General features: G+C 73.7%; 15 protein-coding genes and 1 pseudogene. 6 read left to right on the top strand and 10 right to left on the bottom strand.

The window, feature by feature from the left end:
* Positions 1-22: 22 nt before the first annotated feature.
* A complete protein-coding gene (locus tag BIV25_RS24025; RefSeq protein ID WP_071374465.1) occupies positions 23-1,702 on the bottom strand; it encodes an acyl-CoA dehydrogenase family protein in 1,680 nt (559 codons plus the stop codon).
* Positions 1,703-1,774: 72 nt separating this feature from the next.
* Here BIV25_RS24025 and BIV25_RS24030 point away from each other — a divergent pair, with 72 nt between their 5' ends.
* Positions 1,775-2,533, top strand: coding sequence for a PaaX family transcriptional regulator C-terminal domain-containing protein (locus BIV25_RS24030; RefSeq protein ID WP_071374466.1), 759 nt, complete (start codon positions 1,775-1,777; stop codon positions 2,531-2,533).
* Positions 2,530-2,940 (top strand): DUF6221 family protein, encoded by a 411-nt coding sequence (locus tag BIV25_RS24035; protein ID WP_071374467.1) that lies wholly within the window; start codon positions 2,530-2,532, stop codon positions 2,938-2,940. Before BIV25_RS24030 ends, BIV25_RS24035 begins: the two co-directional genes overlap by 4 nt.
* Positions 2,941-3,089: 149 nt before the next feature.
* Here the strand turns inward: BIV25_RS24035 and BIV25_RS24040 are convergent, their stop codons facing one another.
* Both BIV25_RS24040 and BIV25_RS24045 read right to left on the bottom strand, forming a co-directional pair.
* Complete coding sequence (locus tag BIV25_RS24040; protein WP_079176857.1) at positions 3,090-5,369, bottom strand: DEAD/DEAH box helicase; 2,280 nt, start codon at positions 5,367-5,369, stop codon at positions 3,090-3,092.
* A gap of 210 nt (positions 5,370-5,579) precedes the next feature.
* Positions 5,580-6,659: an NADH:flavin oxidoreductase/NADH oxidase gene (locus tag BIV25_RS24045; RefSeq protein WP_071374589.1), complete on the bottom strand. Its 1,080-nt coding sequence runs from the start codon at positions 6,657-6,659 to the stop codon at positions 5,580-5,582.
* Positions 6,660-6,814: 155 nt separating this feature from the next.
* Between BIV25_RS24045 and BIV25_RS24050 the strand changes: the two genes are divergently transcribed.
* Positions 6,815-7,168 carry a helix-turn-helix transcriptional regulator gene (locus tag BIV25_RS24050; protein WP_071374468.1) on the top strand — a complete coding sequence of 118 codons (354 nt, stop codon included), beginning with the start codon at positions 6,815-6,817 and terminating at the stop codon, positions 7,166-7,168.
* On the opposite strand, the gene BIV25_RS24055 is transcribed toward BIV25_RS24050, so the two are convergent.
* Positions 7,139-8,509: a nucleobase:cation symporter-2 family protein gene (locus BIV25_RS24055; protein WP_071374469.1), complete on the bottom strand. Its 1,371-nt coding sequence runs from the start codon at positions 8,507-8,509 to the stop codon at positions 7,139-7,141. The two genes, BIV25_RS24050 and BIV25_RS24055, sit on opposite strands and share 30 nt — an antisense overlap.
* A 145-nt stretch (positions 8,510-8,654) precedes the next feature.
* On the bottom strand, positions 8,655-9,992 hold the full coding sequence (locus BIV25_RS24060; protein WP_071374470.1) for an FAD-dependent oxidoreductase: 1,338 nt from the start codon (positions 9,990-9,992) through the stop codon (positions 8,655-8,657).
* A 208-nt stretch (positions 9,993-10,200) separates the two neighbouring features.
* Between BIV25_RS24060 and BIV25_RS24065 the strand changes: the two genes are divergently transcribed.
* Positions 10,201-10,881 (top strand): DUF6214 family protein, encoded by a 681-nt coding sequence (locus BIV25_RS24065; protein WP_071374471.1) that lies wholly within the window; start codon positions 10,201-10,203, stop codon positions 10,879-10,881.
* A 13-nt stretch (positions 10,882-10,894) separates the two neighbouring features.
* On the opposite strand, the gene BIV25_RS24070 is transcribed toward BIV25_RS24065, so the two are convergent.
* From BIV25_RS24070 to BIV25_RS24085, 4 genes and pseudogenes are all read right to left on the bottom strand, one after another.
* Positions 10,895-11,563, bottom strand: a complete 669-nt coding sequence (locus BIV25_RS24070) for a TetR/AcrR family transcriptional regulator (RefSeq protein ID WP_071374472.1) — start codon at positions 11,561-11,563, stop codon at positions 10,895-10,897.
* A gap of 207 nt (positions 11,564-11,770) precedes the next feature.
* On the bottom strand, positions 11,771-12,463 hold the full coding sequence (locus BIV25_RS24075; RefSeq protein WP_071374473.1) for an HAD family hydrolase: 693 nt from the start codon (positions 12,461-12,463) through the stop codon (positions 11,771-11,773).
* Positions 12,464-12,549: 86 nt separating this feature from the next.
* A pseudogene (locus BIV25_RS24080) lies at positions 12,550-13,504 on the bottom strand (M56 family metallopeptidase).
* A 115-nt stretch (positions 13,505-13,619) separates the two neighbouring features.
* On the bottom strand, positions 13,620-14,189 hold the full coding sequence (locus BIV25_RS24085) for a DUF5134 domain-containing protein (RefSeq protein WP_071374474.1): 570 nt from the start codon (positions 14,187-14,189) through the stop codon (positions 13,620-13,622).
* A gap of 165 nt (positions 14,190-14,354) precedes the next feature.
* Here BIV25_RS24085 and BIV25_RS24090 point away from each other — a divergent pair, with 165 nt between their 5' ends.
* Both BIV25_RS24090 and BIV25_RS24095 read left to right on the top strand, forming a co-directional pair.
* On the top strand, positions 14,355-16,040 hold the full coding sequence (locus tag BIV25_RS24090) for an FUSC family protein (RefSeq protein WP_071374475.1): 1,686 nt from the start codon (positions 14,355-14,357) through the stop codon (positions 16,038-16,040).
* Positions 16,037-16,756, top strand: a complete 720-nt coding sequence (locus BIV25_RS24095; protein ID WP_256256030.1) for a MarR family winged helix-turn-helix transcriptional regulator — start codon at positions 16,037-16,039, stop codon at positions 16,754-16,756. Before BIV25_RS24090 ends, BIV25_RS24095 begins: the two co-directional genes overlap by 4 nt.
* A 9-nt stretch (positions 16,757-16,765) precedes the next feature.
* Here the strand turns inward: BIV25_RS24095 and BIV25_RS24100 are convergent, their stop codons facing one another.
* Positions 16,766-17,818, bottom strand: coding sequence for an aldo/keto reductase (locus tag BIV25_RS24100; protein WP_071374476.1), 1,053 nt, complete (start codon positions 17,816-17,818; stop codon positions 16,766-16,768).
* Positions 17,819-17,882: the final 64 nt, after the last annotated feature.

Raw genomic sequence — 17,882 nt, forward strand, 5'->3', positions numbered from 1 at the left:
CGCACTCGCCCGGAGGGAGGGGTCAGTTCAGGCCGGGCAGGGCGCGCTCCAGGATCGCGTCGAGGCCGGTCCCGGCGGACAGCGTGCCGAACGCGTGCCCCCAGTCGCCGCCCAGCCTGCTCGCGCAGAAGGCGTCCGCGACCGGCTGCGGGGCGTACCGGACCAGCAGCGAGGCCTGCAGGGCGAGCGCCATCCGCTCGACCAGCCGGCGGGCGCCCACCTGGTCGGTCTCGGCCAACTGGTCCTTCAGCCCGGCCACCGTGGCATCGAGCCGGGCGTCCGCCCCGCGCGCGAGGGCGAGTTCGGCGAACAGTGCCTCCGCGGAGTCCGGTTCGCGGCCGAGGGCGCGCAGCACGTCGAGCGCGTTGACGTTGCCCGAGCCCTCCCAGATCGACAGCAGTGGGGCCTCCCGGTAGTGCCGGGGCATGCCGGAGTCCTCCACGTACCCGTTGCCGCCCAGGCATTCCAGGGCCTCCGCCGTGAACGCGGGGCCGCGCTTGGTGACCCAGTACTTGCCCACGGCGGTGGCGATCCGCCGGAAGGACCGCTCGCCGGCGTCCCCGCGCACCGCGCGGTCGGCCGCGCCGGCCAGCCGCAGCGTGAGCGTCGTCGCCGCCTCCGACTCCAGCGCCAGATCGGCCAGGACGTTGCGCATCAGCGGCTGGTCGAGGAGCCGGGCGCCGAACGCGCTGCGGTACCGGGCGTGGTGCCCTGCCTCGACCAGCGTCTTGCGCATCAGGGTCGCCGTGGACATCACACAGTCCAGTCGGGTGCAGTTGACCATCTCGATGATGGTCTTCACCCCGCGCCCCTCCGGCCCCACCAGCCAGGCCACCGTCCGGTCGAACTCCGGCTCGGAGGACGCGTTGGAGCGGTTGCCCAGCTTGTCCTTCAGCCGCTGGATGCGGAACGTGTTGCGGGTGCCGTCCGGCAGGATCCGCGGGACCAGGAAGCAGGACAGGCCGCCCGGGGCCTGCGCGAGCACCAGGAACACGTCGCACATCGGTGCCGACGTGAACCACTTGTGCCCGCGCAGGGTGTACACGCCCGGCTCGCCGGTGGGCGTGGCCGTCGTGGTGTTCGTCCGGACGTCCGAGCCGCCCTGCTTCTCGGTCATGCCCATTCCGGCGAGCAGACCCGGTTTCTCGGCCGGCACGCGCAGCTCGGGGTCGTACTCCCGGCTGGTGAGCAACGGCTCGTAGATCTTGGCCAGTTCCGGCTGGGCGCGCAGCGCGGGGACGGCGGCGTACGTCATCGACGTCGGGCAGCCGTGCCCGGCCTCCGTGTGCCCCCAGACCAGCCCGCCCGCGCTGCGGGCCACATGGGCGCCGGGCCGCTCGTCCGCCCACGGGGCGCCGGCCAGGCCCTCGGCGACCGCCGTGCGCATCAGGTGGTGCCAGCTGGGGTGGAAGCCGACCTCGTCGATCCGGTGGCCGTAGCGGTCGTGGGTGCGCAGCTCGGGCTCGTGCCGGTTGGCCAGCTCGCCCCACTCCTGCGCCTCCGCGCTCCCGGCGCGCGCCCCCAGCCGCCGGAGGTCCTCCTCGGCCCACCCGGCACCCTCCCGGCGCAGCCCCTCCAGCAGGGCCCGGTCGTCGGAGGCGTCGTACGGAGCCAGGGGCGGGGCCTGGTTGGTGACGTCGTGCGTGGCGTACGGCGGCTGAGCCGCAGACTGCGACCGCTGCTCTGCGGGTATGGAGACCATACGGCCATGTTGCACTCTTCCTGCGGCTGTAGCAATAACGCAGCAGCCGGGGCGCACGTAGAGTACGTGCCCATGCGCATGAACGTCCCGCCCGAGCCGGAGGAGGCGGACCTGCGGCCGCTGTCCGCGCGGTCGGCCGTGCTGAGTCTCCTGCTCGGCGCCCACCCGCCCGAGCTGCCGGTGAAGGACCTGGTCCGGCTGGTGGAGCCGTTCGGCGTGGGCGGCTCCACGCTGCGCGCCGCGCTCAGCCGGATGGTGGCCGCCGGGGACCTGCGGCGCACGGACGGCGTCTACCGGCTCAGCGGCCGGCTGCTGGCCCGCCAGCGCCGCCAGGACGAGGCACTGCGCCCCGGCACGCGCGCGTGGGACGGCGAGTGGGAGATGGTGGTGATCACGGTGACCGGCCGCGGCCCCGCGGAACGCGCCGACCTGCGCGCCCGGTTGACCTCACTGCGCCTGGCCGAACTCCGCGAGGGCGTGTGGCTGCGCCCGGCCAACCTCGACCGCCCGCTCCCGGCCGACCTGCACCGCGTCGCCCTCACGTACACCGCCCGCCCCGACGGTCCCGCCCCCGAACTGGCCGCCCGGCTCTGGCCGTTGGCTTCCTGGGCCGCCACCGCGCGGACACTCCTCGCGCACACGGCGGCCGGCCGCGGCCCGGCGGACCGCTTCACGGCCTGCGCGGCGGCCGTCCGCCATCTGCTCACCGACCCCGTCCTGCCGCCCGCGCTCCTCCCCGCCGACTGGCCGGGGGAGGCTCTGCGCACGGCCTACGCCGACTACCAGCGGGAGCTGTCCGCCTCGGTCGGCCGCAGAGAGCGCGCCGCATGACGCCGACGGCTCTGGAGACGTTCCTGCGGGACCGTTTCGAGGAAGAGGAACGGGTGGCCCGCGACGCCATCGCGGGTGCGCCCGGCGCCGTGTGGGGCGTCCTCGCGGACGCGACCGAGCAGGTGCTCACGTCCCGGGACGGCGGGTCCACGCACACGCCGATGGTGCAGTTCGGCGCCGAGGACCCGGTGAAGCTGCTGACCCACGTGGCCCGGCACGATCCGGCCCGGGTGCTTCGTGAACTCCGGTCGAAACAGGCACTGTCGGCGGAGCACCGGACAGGCGGCGACGGCAGCTGCCGTACCTGCCGCGCGGGAGAGCGCCCCCGCTCGCCCTGCACCACCCTGCGTCTGCTCGCGCTGCCCTACGCCGATCATCCCGGATACGACGACCTCTGGCGTCCCTAGGACGACCTCTGGCGCCCCTTGGCCCTGTCGTCAAAATGCCGCCTGGCGCGTGGCGTCCGGCACGTGCTCCCCCAGAGGCGGCACCCTCCCATCGCGTCGACTCCCTCCTCCGCCGTGCATCTGCCCGGGAGCCGTTCCGGGTGCGTGCGTCACGCCGGGAAGGAACGGCCGTCCGTCGCGCCGCCGGCGGCGCCCGCACCGCGGAACTCCTCGGCAGCACAGCCGACTTCGCCGTCGGTCGCCTCGGCCTCCCCGGCCCCCCGCCCGCCGTTCGCCAGGCCCAGCCGGATCTGCTCCTCCTCGACGATCAGGCGGGCCAGGTCCGAGTCCGACACGTCGACGGCGTCCGGGGTCGCCTCCGCGAGCGCGCTGCGGCGGGCGTAGACGTCGAACAGGCGGGCCTTCCGGTTCAGCATCTCCACCATCCGCTCGTCCACCCCGCCCGGCGCCAGCAGCCGGTGCACCCGGACCGGACGTACCTGGCCCATGCGGTGAGCCCGCGCCACCGCCTGCTGTTCGACGGTCGGTTTGAGCTGCGGCTCGCAGATGACCACGACGGAGGCGGCCTGGAGGTTGAGGCCGACACCCGCCGTCTGGATCTGTGCCAGCAGCACCGCCGGGCCGGACACGGCGGCGAACTCGTCGACCAGCAGCTGGCGCCGTTCGGGCGGCACGCTTCCGGTGAGCGGGCCGAGCACCGGCCCGCCGCCCCGGCGCGGCTCGGGGCCGAGCGCCTCCCATACCACGCCGAGCACGTCCCGGAAGGCGGAAAACACCACCACCTTCAGACCGTTCTCCCGCGCCTCGTGCACGATCTCGCGGAGCCGGACGAGCTTGGCGGACCGCTCGGGACGCGCGTACGCCGCCCTGCGCATCGCCATGAAGTTCCCCGAGCACACCGCGTCGCGGTACGCCTCCTCGTCCGCGGCGCTCGGTTCCTCCCACTCGTCCGTGTGCTGGAGCGCGGGGAGTTCGGCGAGCACGTCCACCTGGTTGCGGCGCAGATAGACGGGGGCGACCGCCTTCCGGAAGGCCACGGAACCGGGCAGCCCGGTACGGTCGCCGATGCGTTCCGCCACCGCCTCGTCGAGCATCCGGACCAGGTTGCGGAACTCGGCGACCCGGTTCTCCATCGGCGTGCCCGTCATGAACAGGACCCGTTCGCTGGGGCCGGCCCACTGGGCGACGGCCTGGGAGCGCAGGGCCTTGGGATTCTTCACACAGTGCGCCTCGTCGACCACCAGCATCCCGATCTCGCCCGCGCCCGGCGCCGGGAATCCGCGCAGGGCGTCGAAGGTCGTCACGGCCACCCCGCCCCGCCCCTTCCAGTGGGCGAACGCCGCGTGCCGGTCCGGTCCGTGCAACGGCGTGACAGGCAGCGAGGTGCGCGCCTCGATCTCCCGCGTCCAGTTCACCAGGACGCTCGCCGGACAGACGACCAGGAAGTGGCGCTGCCCCTCGGCGGCCAGATGGGCCAGTGCGGCCAGCGCCTGGATCGTCTTGCCGAGCCCCATCTCGTCGCCGAGGAGCACCCGGCGCTGCGCCAGCGCGAAGCGGGCCCCGAACGCCTGATAGCCGCGCAGTGACACCCGCAGCCGGGAGTCGTCCACCTGCTGGCCGTGCACCCGCTCGGCGATCTCGTCGGGCAGGAAGCCCTCGGCGGCCGCCGTGTCGGGCACGTGCCCGGAGATCTCGGTGAGCAGGCCGTAGTACTCGGCGGAGCGCAGCTCGAAGTCCACCCAGGCCGCGGCGTCGTTCGACGGCGCCCGCAGCAGGTCCACCGACGCCTGCGCGAGCGCCCCGGGGGTGCCGGCCCGCTGGGCCTCCGCCAGGGCCGTGCGCAGTTGCTCGACGGCCGTCAGCGCGCGGGCCTTCTTCTCCTGCCCGGCGACCAGCAGGCCCAGGCGCCCGGCGGCGGGGCGGGCGTCGGACAGCAGAGGTTCGAGACGCTGCGCGAGCACGTCAGCCGCGCCGACGGCACGCCGCGCCTCCGGCCCGGCCTCCACCAGCACCTGAAGCGCCCTGACGAGCGCCGTCGTGCGCGGCTGCGGCCGGTCGACGTCGAGGTGTACGGCGACGGTCTCCCGTACGGCGTCGGCGAGCCGGCGCGCGGCCGCGACGATCTGGCCGGCGGTCCGCTCACCCACCCCGGGGATCTGCCGCAGCCGGTAGGGACCGGCGTCGAGCACCTGCCGCACCGTGTGCAGCCCGCTGCCGTCCACCTCGCCCAGCCGCAGCCGCCCGCCGGTGGCGTCCTGCAGCCGGGCCACGGGCAGGGCGTCGAGCGCCTCCTCCACCGCCGCGTCCTCGATCGGCCGCAGTGCCGCCCGTACCCCCTCGACGGCCTTGTCGTGGTCGTCGGCCAGCGACCGTGCCGCCTCGTACAGCCGTGCCGCGCGAGCGACCGTCTCCCGTTCCCTGCGCCCCATCCGCTCTCCCCTCGCCCGCACATCCTGTCACCGGCCGGTGCGGACGGGAGGGGACGGGCGTGCGGCAGGGCGCCGACGGTGGTGATCTGCCGCTACGCCGAGGCGGGGTGCACCGTCACCCGGCGATCTCGTTGCCGGGCAGGCCACTTCGACGCGGTGATCGGCTTCGACCGGGCGGTGCGCTGGCCGACCGGCGGGGGACCGCGGGGCTCAGACCGACCGGTGGTACTGCACCGGCACCCGGGTCTCGGCGCCCAGCTCGCGCGCCGCCTGCCGGGCCCACGAGGGGCTGCGCAGCAGCTCGCGGCCGAGCAGGACGGCGTCGGCCTCGCCGTTCGTGAGGATCTTCTCGGCCTGCTCCGCCTCCGTGATCAGGCCCACGGCCGCGACGGGCAGCGGCGTCTCGGCCTTCACCCGGGCGGCGAACGGCACCTGGTAGCCCGGCTCGACCGGGATGGTCACGCCGGAGGCGTTGCCGCCCGTGGAGACGTCGAGGAGGTCCACGCCGTGGGCGTGCAGATCGCGGGCGAAGCGCACCGTGTCCTCCGTGGTCCAGCCGCCGTCCTGGAGCCAGTCGGTGGCCGAGATGCGGAAGAACACCGGCTTGTCCTCGGGCCACACCGCGCGCACGGCGTCCACGACGTCGAGGGCGAAGCGGGTGCGGTTCTCGTACGAGCCGCCGTAGGCGTCGGTACGGCGGTTGGAGTGCGGCGAGAGGAACTCGTTGACGAGGTAGCCGTGGGCGCCGTGGATCTCGGCGACCTCGAAGCCCGCGTCGAGCGCACGGCGCGCGGCGGCGGCGAACTCGCCCACGATCTTGGTGATCTGATCGACCGTCAATTCGATGGGCACGGGATGCCGTTCGTCGAAGGGCACCGCGCTCGGTGCCACCGGCCGCCAGCCGTGCGCCTCCGGGCCGACCGGCGCGCCGCCCTTCCACGGCCGGTCGGTGGAGGCCTTGCGGCCGCCGTGGGCCAGCTGGATGCCGGGTACCGCGCCCTGGGCGGTCAGGAAGCGGGTGATCCGGCGGAAGGCCTCCGTCTGGGTGTCGTTCCACAGGCCGAGGTCGTAGGGGGAGATCCGGCCCGCCGGCGAGACGGCGGTGGCCTCGATGATGATCAGGCCGGTGCCGCCCGTGGCGCGCGCTCCGTAGTGCGCGAGGTGCCAGTCGTTCGGGGCGCCGGTGAGCGGCCCCTCGGGGTCGGCTGAGTACTGGCACATCGGGGGCATCCACACCCGGTTGGGGATGGTGACTTCGCGCAGGGTGAAGGGCTCGAAGAGCGCGCTCACGGCGGACTCCATTCGTCACGGGACCGGTGGTCGACTCGTACGATAACCCTCGTACTACGAGAGATGTCAAACTACTATGAGTCTCGTACAATGGTCGATGGGCAGGATCGACGGGCCGAGACCAGCAGGGATCATGGGACGAAAGGGGCGCCGCCGTGACCGACACCGCCACCACCGGCCGCGCGCTGCCGCACCCGGAACGCGACGAGATCCGGCTGGAGACCGTGCTGCACGCGCTCGCCGACCCGATGCGGCTGCGCATCTTCCATGAACTCTCCTCCGGTGAGGGAGAGTTGAGCTGCTCGCAGTTCGACCTGCCGGTGACCAAGTCCACCACCACGCACCACTTCCGGGTGCTGCGCGAGAGCGGGGTCATCCGGCAGGTCTACCGGGGCACGGCCAAGATGAACGTCCTGCGCCGGGATGATCTCGACGACCTCTTTCCCGGGCTGCTCGACCGCCTGCTCGCCGCCACCGAGCTACAGCTCCGTCGAATCGGCGGCGCCTGAGTCCGTCTGCCCCGCCGCGTCACCGGCACCCGAACCCGCCGCCGTCGTGCGGTGGTTGAAGAGCAGGTTCAGTACGATCGCGGACAGGCAGCCCGCGCTGATGCCGCTGTTCATCACCGTCTGGAACCAGTCCGGGAACCGGTCGTAGACCGTGGGCACTCCCACCGGCAGCATGCCGATCGCCACCGAGACGGCTACCACGGTCAGGTTGTCGTTGCCGCGGAAGTCCACCCGGGCCAGGGTCCGCAGCCCGCTCGCCGCGACCGTGCCGAACATCACCAGACCGGCGCCACCCAGCACCGGCGCGGGGATCGCCGCGACCACCGCGCCCAGCTTCGGCAGCAGACCGAGCAGCACCAGGATCCCGCCGGCCGCCGCGACCACCCAGCGGCTGCGCACCCGGGTCATGCCGACCAGACCCACGTTCTGCGCGTACGCCGTGTACGGAAAGGTGTTGAACACCCCGCCGAGCACGGTCGACAGACCGTCCGCGCGCAGCCCGTCGGCCAGCGGCCGCGGCTCGACCTTCCGCCCGGTCAGCTCGCCGACGGCGATCAGGTCGCCGGTCGTCTCGGTCATGCTGACCAGCGCCACCACCAGCATCGACACGATCGCGGACACGTGGAACGCCGGTACGCCGAAGTGGAACGGCGTGCTGATGCCGACCCAGTCGGCGTCCGCGACCCCGCCGAAGCGGGTGAACCCGAACGGCACCGCGACCGCGAGGCCCACCGCGATACCGATCAGCACGGCGATCCGGGCGAGGAAGGCCGGCGCGAACCGCTGCACGCCGAGCACCACCGCCAGCACGAAGGCCGCCAGCCCCAGGTTCCTCGGCTCGCCGAAGTCCTTCGCCCCGGCGCCGCCGGCGGCCCAGTTGCCCGCCACCGGCAGCAGCGACACCCCGATGATCAGGATCACCGTGCCGGTCACCAGCGGCGGGAAGAAGCGCAGCAGCCTGCCGAAGACCGGCGCCAGCAACATGATCGCCAGCCCCGCGACGATCACCGCGCCGTAGATCGCGGGCAGTCCGCCGTTCGTCGTGCCGATGAGCACCATCGGCGACACGGCGGCGAACGTACAGCCCTGCATGATCGGCAGCCGCACCCCGAACCGCCAGAGGCCGACGCACTGGATCAGCGTGGCGATGCCGCACACCAGCAGATCGGCGGTGATCAGGTATGCCAGGTCGGCGGGCGACAGCTTCATCGCGCCGCCCACGATCAGCGGCACGGCGACGGCGCCCGCGTACATCGCGAGCACGTGCTGCAACCCGAAGGCGGCCAGCTGCCGTACCGGCGGTATCTCGTCGACGGGGTGCACCTGTGCGGTGGTGGTCATGGGGACTCCAGCAAGCGGCGGGTGGGGAGTGACATCCGAACAGGAGGAGACCGTAAGCGCCTTGAACAGTTTGTTGATTTCCGGACTGTTGCCGGTGTGTGTCACCCCCGGCCCGCGCTGCCATGGCACAGCGGAGCCGGCCGGGCTACGTCGTACGGGCCGCCGTGCGCAGCGCGTCCCAGTCGGCCAGTTTCACCACGCCCCGCCCGAGCCGCGCGCCCAGCGCGGCTTCGGCCCGACGGATCGCCAGCCAGCCCGACCACGGCACGGGATCGAACCCGGCCGCCCGCAGCGCCGGTACCGGATCCCCGGGCACGGCTCTGCCGAGCAGCGCGGGCGCGTCCGCGAGGAGGGAGGCGGCCGTCTCCTTCGCGCAGGGCCGGTTGGTGCCGATGACACCCGTCGGGCCGCGCTTGATCCACCCCGCGACGTACTCGCCGGGAGCGGGCGCACCGCCCCGTACGATCCGGCCCGCCTCGTGCGGCACGGTGCCGCTCACCGGGTCGAACGGCAGCCCGTCCAGCGGCACTCCGCGATAGCCCACCGACCGCAGCACCAACTGGGCCGGCACCTCCTCGTACCGGCCCGTGCCCGTGACCCCGCCCTGTCCGTCCGGTGCCGTTCGCTCGAAGCGGACGGCACCCACCCGGCCTCCCTCGCCCGCGAGCAGTTCCACCGGCCGCAGGAAGAACCGCAGGCCGATCCGTCGCACGGCCGGCTCCGGCGCGGGCTCCGCCCAGCCGCGCAGCACCTCCAGATTGCGCCGCGACACCCCTGGCAGCGCGCCGGGGTCGCTCGGATCCAGCGCCAACTCATCTGCCCGTACGGTCACTTCGGTGTCGGGCAGGCCGCCCAGCTCGCGCAGCTCCCTGGTGGTGAAGCGGGCCTGTGCCGGGCCGCGCCGCCCCACCACGTGCACCTCGCTGAGCCTGCTCTCCGTCAGGGTGTCGAGAGCCGCCTGCGGAATGTCCGTCGGGGTCAGCTCCGCGGCGCCGCGGACCAGCATCCGTGCGACGTCCACCGCCACATTGCCCACGCCGATGACCACGGCCGAGCGCACGCGGTGCAGAAAGCCCGCGTCGATCGCGTCCGGATGCGCGCTGTACCAGGCCACGAAGTCGGTCGCCGGCCAACTGCCCGGCAGTTCCTCGCCGGGGATCCCGAGGCGGCGGTCGCCGGCGGCGCCCACGCAGTACACCACCGCGTGGTACAGCTCCCGCAGCCGCTCGACCGGCAGCCCGCCCGGACCGCCCACCCGGACCCCGCCGAGGAACCGCACCCGCTCGTGTTCGAGCACCGCCGCGAGGCTGCCCTGGAGCGACTTGATCTTCTCGTGGTCCGGGGCGACGCCGTACCGGACCAGGCCGTACGGGCACGGCAGCCGGTCCAGGACGTCCACGCGGACCCCGGGATCCCGCTGAACCAGGCTCTGGGCGGTGTAACACCCGCTCGGGCCCGAACCGACGACGGCGACACGCAGCACAGCGGAACTCCTCGAGGGAAGGAGAGTGTGCGGACGTCACCAGCATGGCACTGCCCGGCCCGGTACGGCAGGGGCCGCCGGGGTGACGCGGACGCGTGTCCGTTCGTATGGAGTGTGATCATGCGGTTACGTTGCATGCGTGCCTGGAGCATCCTTTCTTGATCTTTCTGACCTCAATCTGACTGATCGGGACCCGGACGACGGTGCGGTGTCCGTCTGGCCCGCGTGGGAGGTGCGGGAGCGCGACGGCACCCTGTCCTGGTTCCACGTCCGGCTTGCCTTTCCCGACGGCGCCCGCGTGGACGCGCTGGCCGTCGCCCGCGAGGGACGCGTGTCCATCGAGGACGTCCAGGCCGAACCGGCCCTGTCCCTCGCCGATCTGACAGCCCTCGCGGACTGGCTCAAGGGGCCGCTCTCCGGGGCGTGCGGGGTGGCGGGGGACACGGTGGACGCGGCGGAGGGACGGACGGACGAGGGCGAGGGGGCGGGTGCGGGTGCAGGAGTGGCCGAGGGGGCGCCCGAGTCGGTCGCCGAGGAGGGTGCTCGTGTGCCCGAGGAGTCGTACGAGGCGGGTGTGAACACCGCGCCGGTCGAGGAGGGCGAGGCAGACGGGAGGAGCGAGGACGGCGAGGACGGTGTGAGCGGCGAGGACGGCGGGGAAACGGCCGGTCTCTGCGCCACGCCTCGACGTGAGCGGTCGGCCTGGCCGCGTGGTGTCGAGGGGTGTCGGCGGGCGGCCCAGGAGTACCGCGCCGCGCAGGAGGAGGGCGTCGATCCGGTGCTCGCCGTGATGACCGCGACCGGGCGCAGTCGCCGCCGCTCCCTCAAACTGATCGCCCAGGCACGGGACGCGGGATTCCTGACGGCGCGTCACGCACGCCGCGGCTGAGGGCGGTTGGCCCTCAGCCCTGCTCCGGCCGGGCCTCCGTGGCGAAGAACCGGGACAGGTCCTGCGCCCGCGCCCCGGTGTCCGGCGCGCTCTCCGGCGGCACCCCCATCGACCAGTCGAGCCCGTACCGCTGGAACAGCTCGGCGCGCAGGACCGGCAGCGGCATCGGCGCCCCCGGCATCAGCGCCGCGTACACCGCTCCCATCAACAGGGCCCGCAGCTTCGGGTAGTCGGCCGGGACGTCCGCGGAGCCGTACCGGGCGACGGTGTCCCCCAGCAGTTCGCCCAGCCGCTGCTGCTCCGGGCACTGCACGAAGCCCTCCGCCTGCAGCAGACCGGCCATGTGCTGGCGCATGAGGACGGGGTGATCGCGGGTCAGGCCCAGGATGGCGTCGATGGCCCGGGCCAGCCGCTCCCTGCCGTCCTCGGTGTGCGGCGCGCGCTCCAGCGCCTCCTCCAGCGTGCGATGCATGAGCCGGTGCACGGCGGACTGCACCAGCTGGCGCTTGCCGGGGAAGTAGTACGACACCAGGCCGCGCGCCGAACCGGCCCGGTCCGCGATGTCGCCCAGCGTGGTGGCCTCGAAGCCGTGCTCGTCGACCATCTCCACTGCCGCTTGCAACAGCCGTTCCCGGGAACGCCGTCGCAACTCTTCATTGACCGAGGCGCTTCGCGGGGACATCCTGTAACTCCTGCGTTGACTGGCTGCCAGCCAACTATACTCAACGCGGGTGGCCCCGCCATGGGTGGGACCGGTCCAGGGCTGCCGTCCGTCTGGGGCGACGCGGGGGATCGTCTCAGACGGACGGCGCGTGAGCGAGCCATTACTCTCCCCGCTCGTCAGTGCCCTGCTCGGACGGACCGGGCCGCAGCGTGACCGGGGGTGGCCTCAGTCCACGAGGTCCAGCACCGGCAGCAGTGCGTCGGGCCGCTCCGCCACCGGCAGATGGTCGACGAAGTGCACCCGGCAGCCGAGCGCGGCCGCACCGCCGTCCGCCTCCTTGCTGTCGCCGACCATCACCACCTCCCGCGGATCGGCGCCCAGTGCCGCGCAGGCCACCGAGAACAGCCGCGGGTCCGGCTTCTGCACCCCGTGTTCGTACGACAGCACGTACGCGTCCACGTACGCGTCGAGCCCGTGATGGCGGAAGACCGGACGCAGGTCCCAGCCGATGTTGCTGACCACGCCGACACCTATCCCGCGCCCGCGCAGCGCGCTCAGCACCTCGGCCGCGTCCGGGTACGGGGACCAGGCGGCGGGGGTCATGTGCCGCTCGTACAGGTCGTCGTACAACTCCGGCCAGGGCAGCGGAACTTGCCGGGCCGCGCCGGTGTAGGCGGCCCGGTGCAGCTGTGCGCTCTCGTCCCGCACCGCCCACAACCCGGCCAGTTCGGCCGGCAGGCCGACCGGCTCCACGGCACTGCCCGGCAGTGCGCCGGAGGCTTCCAACGCTCTTGCGGCCTCCAGTAGTTGCGGTTCTGGAAGGCCGCGCCCCGACGCGTCCAGCGTCGCGCGCAGCCAGGACTCGGTGGACTCGATCCGGAACAGGGTCCCGGAGAAGTCGAACAGCACAGCGGTCATGCCGTTGACCTTATCGAGACCGGAGTACAGGGGAGTTGAGCCGGTCGAGCCCGAGAGGGGTGCGGTGCGGGGCGGAGCGCGGCGGCTCAGCCCAGCGCCCGCCGCCCCGGTGCGAGGGCCACCAGTACCGGGAGAACCGGCACCAGTGCGGGCAGCGCCGTGAGGCGGAGCCGGTGCAGGGCGGGGAGCCGGTCCGGGGCGGTGAGCAGGCGGTGCACGCGCTGCGGGACCTGGGCCTGCGGAGCGGGGAGGGGCCGAACATGCCGCGCTCCTCGTTCAGTTCGGCCAGGGCCCCAGAGCGGTCGTCAGCCGGCCGAAACGCCGGGAGGTCATGTCGTCGGCGGCGAGCTCGACCGGCCGGTGCATCTCGTCGCGGAACGCGGCGAACACCGGCACCTGCGGGAACCCGCCCGCCGGCGCGGCCGAACCGTGCAGCAGCCAGTCGTGCCGGGCCTGTGCGTGGCCCTGCTCGCGCGCCGGCAGCGCGTCCAACTGGCGCCCCTTCAGGCGGCGCAGCGCGGCCGTGGTGATGACGAGCCGGGGCGCGGCGCCCGGGCAGCCACCAGGCGTCGGGACGCTCGCCCTCCAGCACCACCAGCCGTCCGCCCACCTGCTCCTCGCCGGGCAACAGCGGTGCGCGCACGAGGAGTTCGGTCCGCCGTGCCCGCCGCCGCGTCCGGGACCGTACGACCTCGCGCACCAGCGTCGCGAGGCTCCACAGACCTCCGGAGGCGAGCAGCACGGCGGTGGTCGCGGCCCACGGACCGGTGGCGCCGAGCGCGTAGGCGTCCACGACCGCGCGGCGCCGGGGCGAACACGTTCCCGCGCAGGGCCCCCAGGCCGCAGCCGCGCTGAGGGTCATCGACAGCGCGCAGCACAGCAGGACGGCTCCCACGACGCTCCCCCAGAGGCAGGTGCCCCCAGCCACACCCACTGGGCGACGACCGGTTCGCGGTCCGCCCGGTCGGCCCGGACGAGCAGCCGGGGAGCGGCAAGGGCGGTCACGGCGCCGAGCGGCAACAGTGCCACGGGGACCACCATGGACAGCACCCTATGAGCGCGGGGCCGCTCACCGTACGGGCCGTGACGCCGAAGTGACGCAGGCATCGCTCCCGTCGGGTCCTCGGGTCGGGTCCTCGGGTCCTGGGGCGCTCGCTCACATCGTGAGCAGCATGGCCACCATCCCGATCCCCATCGACAAGCGGCAGGCTCTGGCCAGTTCCGGGCGGTCTCCCCAGCGCGCCGGTCCGGATGCCAGGCCGGATCCTGGTCCGGCCGCGGCGACCACGCCCGGCACCAGGCGGGAGCCGGCGAGCAGTACGTACCCCGTGAAGTAGACCAGGAGTGCGCCGGTCAGCACCGGCACGCCCAGGCCGCCGTGCGCATGGTGCGCGGCGGGCGGCGCCACGGCCATCGCCGCCGCCATGTAGACCATCGCGAACGTGCCCACCAGGTGGTGCAGATGGTGCGGCGTCGTGCGGGCGGCCCACAGTGCGCGCAGGGCTGCCGCCCCGAACACCGCCGCGTACGCCGGCCACGCCCACCTCGGCGGGGTGAAGGCGGCGGCCGGTACGGCCATCACGGCCATGCCGAAGCCCATCAGCGCCTCGCCGCCCGCGGAGCGGCGCTGCTCCTCGACTCCGCTGCGCATCCGCAGCAGGCAGTAGCCCCCGGTCGCCGCGCACAGCGCGACCAGCAGCCAGGCGGCCGGTACCGGTCCGTGCACGCGCACCTCCCCGCTCGACGCTCGGTCGAGGGATGCGATGCCCCGGCCGGACGGGGCGCACGCGAGCGCAAGGGGGTACACGGGGAGCATTCGACGGAGCGCAGCAGGTGAGCGGGGTCGAGCGGTAAATATTTTATAGGTAAAACACGTGCTAAATTGATGGGTATGAGCAGTGCGACCCTTCGCCGACTTCCCTTCTCCGGAGCACTCCGCCTCGGGCGGCCCTCCGACATCTGGTTCAAGCCCGCGCTGAGCGTGGTCGTCGCCATCGCCCCGCCCAACCTCATCCTGCTGGCGCTCGGCCGCCTCGACCTCGCCATGTACACGATGGCCGGATCCCTGTGCGCGCTCTACGGCCACAACCGGCCCTACGCCGCCCGCGCCCGCGTCCTCGGCTGGGTGGTGGCCGGCATGGTCGGCGGCCTCGCCGTCGCGCTGCTCACGGCATCGCTCACCACGAACGCCGTCGTCCTGGTCACGGTCGGCGCCGTCATGGCGGCCGCGCAGAAGGCCGTGTGCGACGTGACCCGGCTCGGGCCGCCCGCCAACGTGGTCCTCACCTTCATCAGCTCCGCCTCGCTGTTCGCACCGCAGACCCTCGGCCAGGTCCCCGGACACGTCGGACTCGCCCTGGCCGCGGGTGCCTGGGCCTGGGTGGTCGGCATGGCGCCCGGGCTGCTGCGCCCGTACGGCCCCGAACGGCGCGCCACCGCCCAGGCCCTGAACGCCGCCGCCGCGTACGCCGCCACGGACGGCACCGGCGACGGACACGCCAAGGCCCGCGCCGCGAGCGCCGCCGCGATCCACGCCGCCTGGCAGTCCCTGTTCGCCGCACGCCCCGACCGGGCCCGCCGCGCCCTCGAACAGCTCGTGGTGCGCGCCGAGGTCGCCCTCGCCGCCCCCGCCGACAGCGACCCCGCCCGGCTGCGTGCCTGGGCCCGGGAACTGGGTGGCACCGGCCGGGTACCGCGGGTCGCGCCGCCCCGTGAATCCGCCGACGAACTCCTCGGCGCGGACACCGAACTCGCCCTGCGGCCACAGTCGTTGCGGCACCGCCTCGCCCCGCTCGCGCCGATCGCCGCACGCACCGCGACCGGCTGTGCCCTCGCCGGCTACGCCGCCCTCGCGCTCGGCGTCGGCCGCCCCTACTGGGCCCTGGTCACGGCGGCCTCCCTCTATCAGGCGAACATCACGCTCACCTGGAACCGGGCTGTCCAGCGCGTCGTCGGCAACCTCGTCGGCGTGCTCGCCTTCGCGGCCCTCGCCCCGCTCGCCCATCTCCACCCGGCCGCCCTGGTGCTGTGCTGTCTCGCCCTCAGCTTCGGCGCCGAGGCGCTGATGGGCCGCAACTACTGGCTCGGCAGCGTCTGTGTCACTCCGATGGCGCTGCTCATCACCGAGTTCGCCCGCAGTCAGGACCCGGGGCGGCTGATGACCGAGCGGGCCCTGGACACCCTCGTCGGCGCGCTGGTCGGCTTCGGTGCGGCCGTCGCCGTCACCAACCGGCGCGCGGGCGACCGCCTCGAACACGACCTGACCGCCACGGAACGCGCCCGGGAGCACGCCGCCCGGCTGCTGGCCGAGCCGCACCCGGACCACCGCGCGCTGGAGAGCGCCCGCCGTGCCCTCGCCGCCGCCCTCGCCGAGCTGCGCGCCACAGCCGACGCCGCCGCGGGCGAATGGTGGCAGCGCGCGCTGCCCGAGGAGCGGGTCGTGCTCGCCGAGCAGTCCGGACACCGTACGCTCGCGGCGACGGTACGACGTCAGGGGTACGTACCGGGGCAGGACGAGGAGCAGGCCCGGGGCCGGAGGCGGGACCCGGGCCGGGCGACGGAGGACATACGGCCATGACGGCGAGCAACGGCGGACCGGCACCCGCGGACGACACGACCGGGGCGGAGGCGGGCACGGGCGCCGGCCCGGGTTCCGGCGCCGGCTCCGGATCTGCAGGCGGCAGTGGGGCCGACGCCGGGAGCGGCGCGGGGGCCCGCACATCCACCGGCACCGGTACGGGCGCCGGCGGTGGTCTCGGTACCGGCCCGGGCCTCGGTTCCGCGGCCTCGCCCGGTGACACCGTTGCCGCCGTCGTCCGGCAGTGGCGGGCCGTGCATCCCGAGCTGGACACCGGGCCCATGGAGGTCATCGGCCGGATCAACCGCTGTGCGGCCCTGCTCCAGCAGGCCGAGGACGCGCCCCTGCGCAGGGCCGGGCTCAGCCGCCCGGAGTTCGATCTGCTCGGCGCGCTGCGCCGCACCGGCCACGAGCTCACCCCGGGCGAGCTGGCCCGCGAGACCTTCTCCTCCGGAGCCGCCGTCACCAAGCGGCTCAAGCAGCTGACCGAGCGCGGGCTGGTCGAGCGGCGTGGCGACACCCGCGACCGCCGCGTCGCCCACCTCCGGCTCACCGACACCGGCCGTGACCTGGTCGACGGCATCCTGCCCGAGCAACTCGCCTACGAGACCGCCGTACTGTCGATCCTCGCCCCGGAGGGACAAGCTGAACTCGCCATCCTGCTGGGGGAATTGCTCGGCCGCCTGGAGGGCCGGACGGGGGCGCTGCGCGCCTAGCGGGCCGGGTCAGAGGATGTCGTGGACCGTACGGCGGTGGGTGGAGCGCCGGTCGTCGATGTCCGGCCAGCGGTCGCCGTAGACGTTCCGCGTGACGGGCGGCTCGCGCAGGAAGTCGTGCGGGAAGCCCAGCGGGATCGCGCTCACCTCGTCCAGCCGCCGTACGGCGTCCGCGTCCAGCCGGACCTCGGTGCTCGCCAGGTTGTCAGCGAGCTGGGCCGTCTTCGTGGCCGCGACGATCGGTACGACGTTGCCGGGCCGGCCCAGCAGCCAGGCCAGCGCCACCTGCGCCGGAGTCCATCCGCCCTGCTCGGCGATCTCCAGGACGACGCTGATCACGTCCTCCTCCCAGGCCTCCGATGTGCCACCCGTGGTGTTCAGGCGGCCGGTCTCCCCGCGCCGGTACTTGCCGGTGAGCTTGCCGGAGGCCAGCGGTGCCCAGGCGAAGACGGCCTGGTCGAACGCCCGGGCCTGCGGCAGGAGTTCACGCTCCGGGGTGCGCTCCAGCAGGCTGTAGCGCAGCTGCGAACCCGCGAAACTCGTCCAGCCCCGCAGCTCCGCAAGGGTGTTGGCCTGAGCGATCTCCCACGCGGGCCAGTCCGACACGCCCACGTACTGCACCTTGCCCGAGCGCACCAGATCGTCCAGGGCCCGCATCACCTCCCCGACCGGCGTGAAGTTGTCGCGGGCGTGCACCCACAGCACGTCGAGCCGGTCCGTGCGCAGCCGCCGCAGGCTCTCCTCGACGGACTGCACGAGGTTCTTCCGGTGGTTGCCCGCGGAGTTGGGGTCCCCGTCGCGCGTGCCGCAGGTGTACTTGCCGGCCAGGACGAAGAAATCCCGCCGCCCGGCGAGCAGTTCGCCGAGGATCCGCTCCGAGCTGCCCGAGGTGTAGATGTTCGCGGTGTCGATGAAGTTCCCGCCCGCGTCGGCGTAGGCGTCGACGATACGGGCACTGACGTCCTTGTCGGCCCCCCAGCCCAGGTCGTCGCCGATGGTCATCCCGCCGAGCGCGAGTTCACTGACGCGCAGACCGGTCCGTCCGAACAGTGTGTAACGCACGTAGGGTCTCTCTCCTCATGGGTGATGGGGTCTACGACGCTACGAGTTGGAGTGCGCGCGAAGG

The organism is Streptomyces sp. MUSC 14 (assembly GCF_001866675.1).
In the GTDB taxonomy this organism is placed as follows: domain Bacteria; phylum Actinomycetota; class Actinomycetes; order Streptomycetales; family Streptomycetaceae; genus Streptomyces.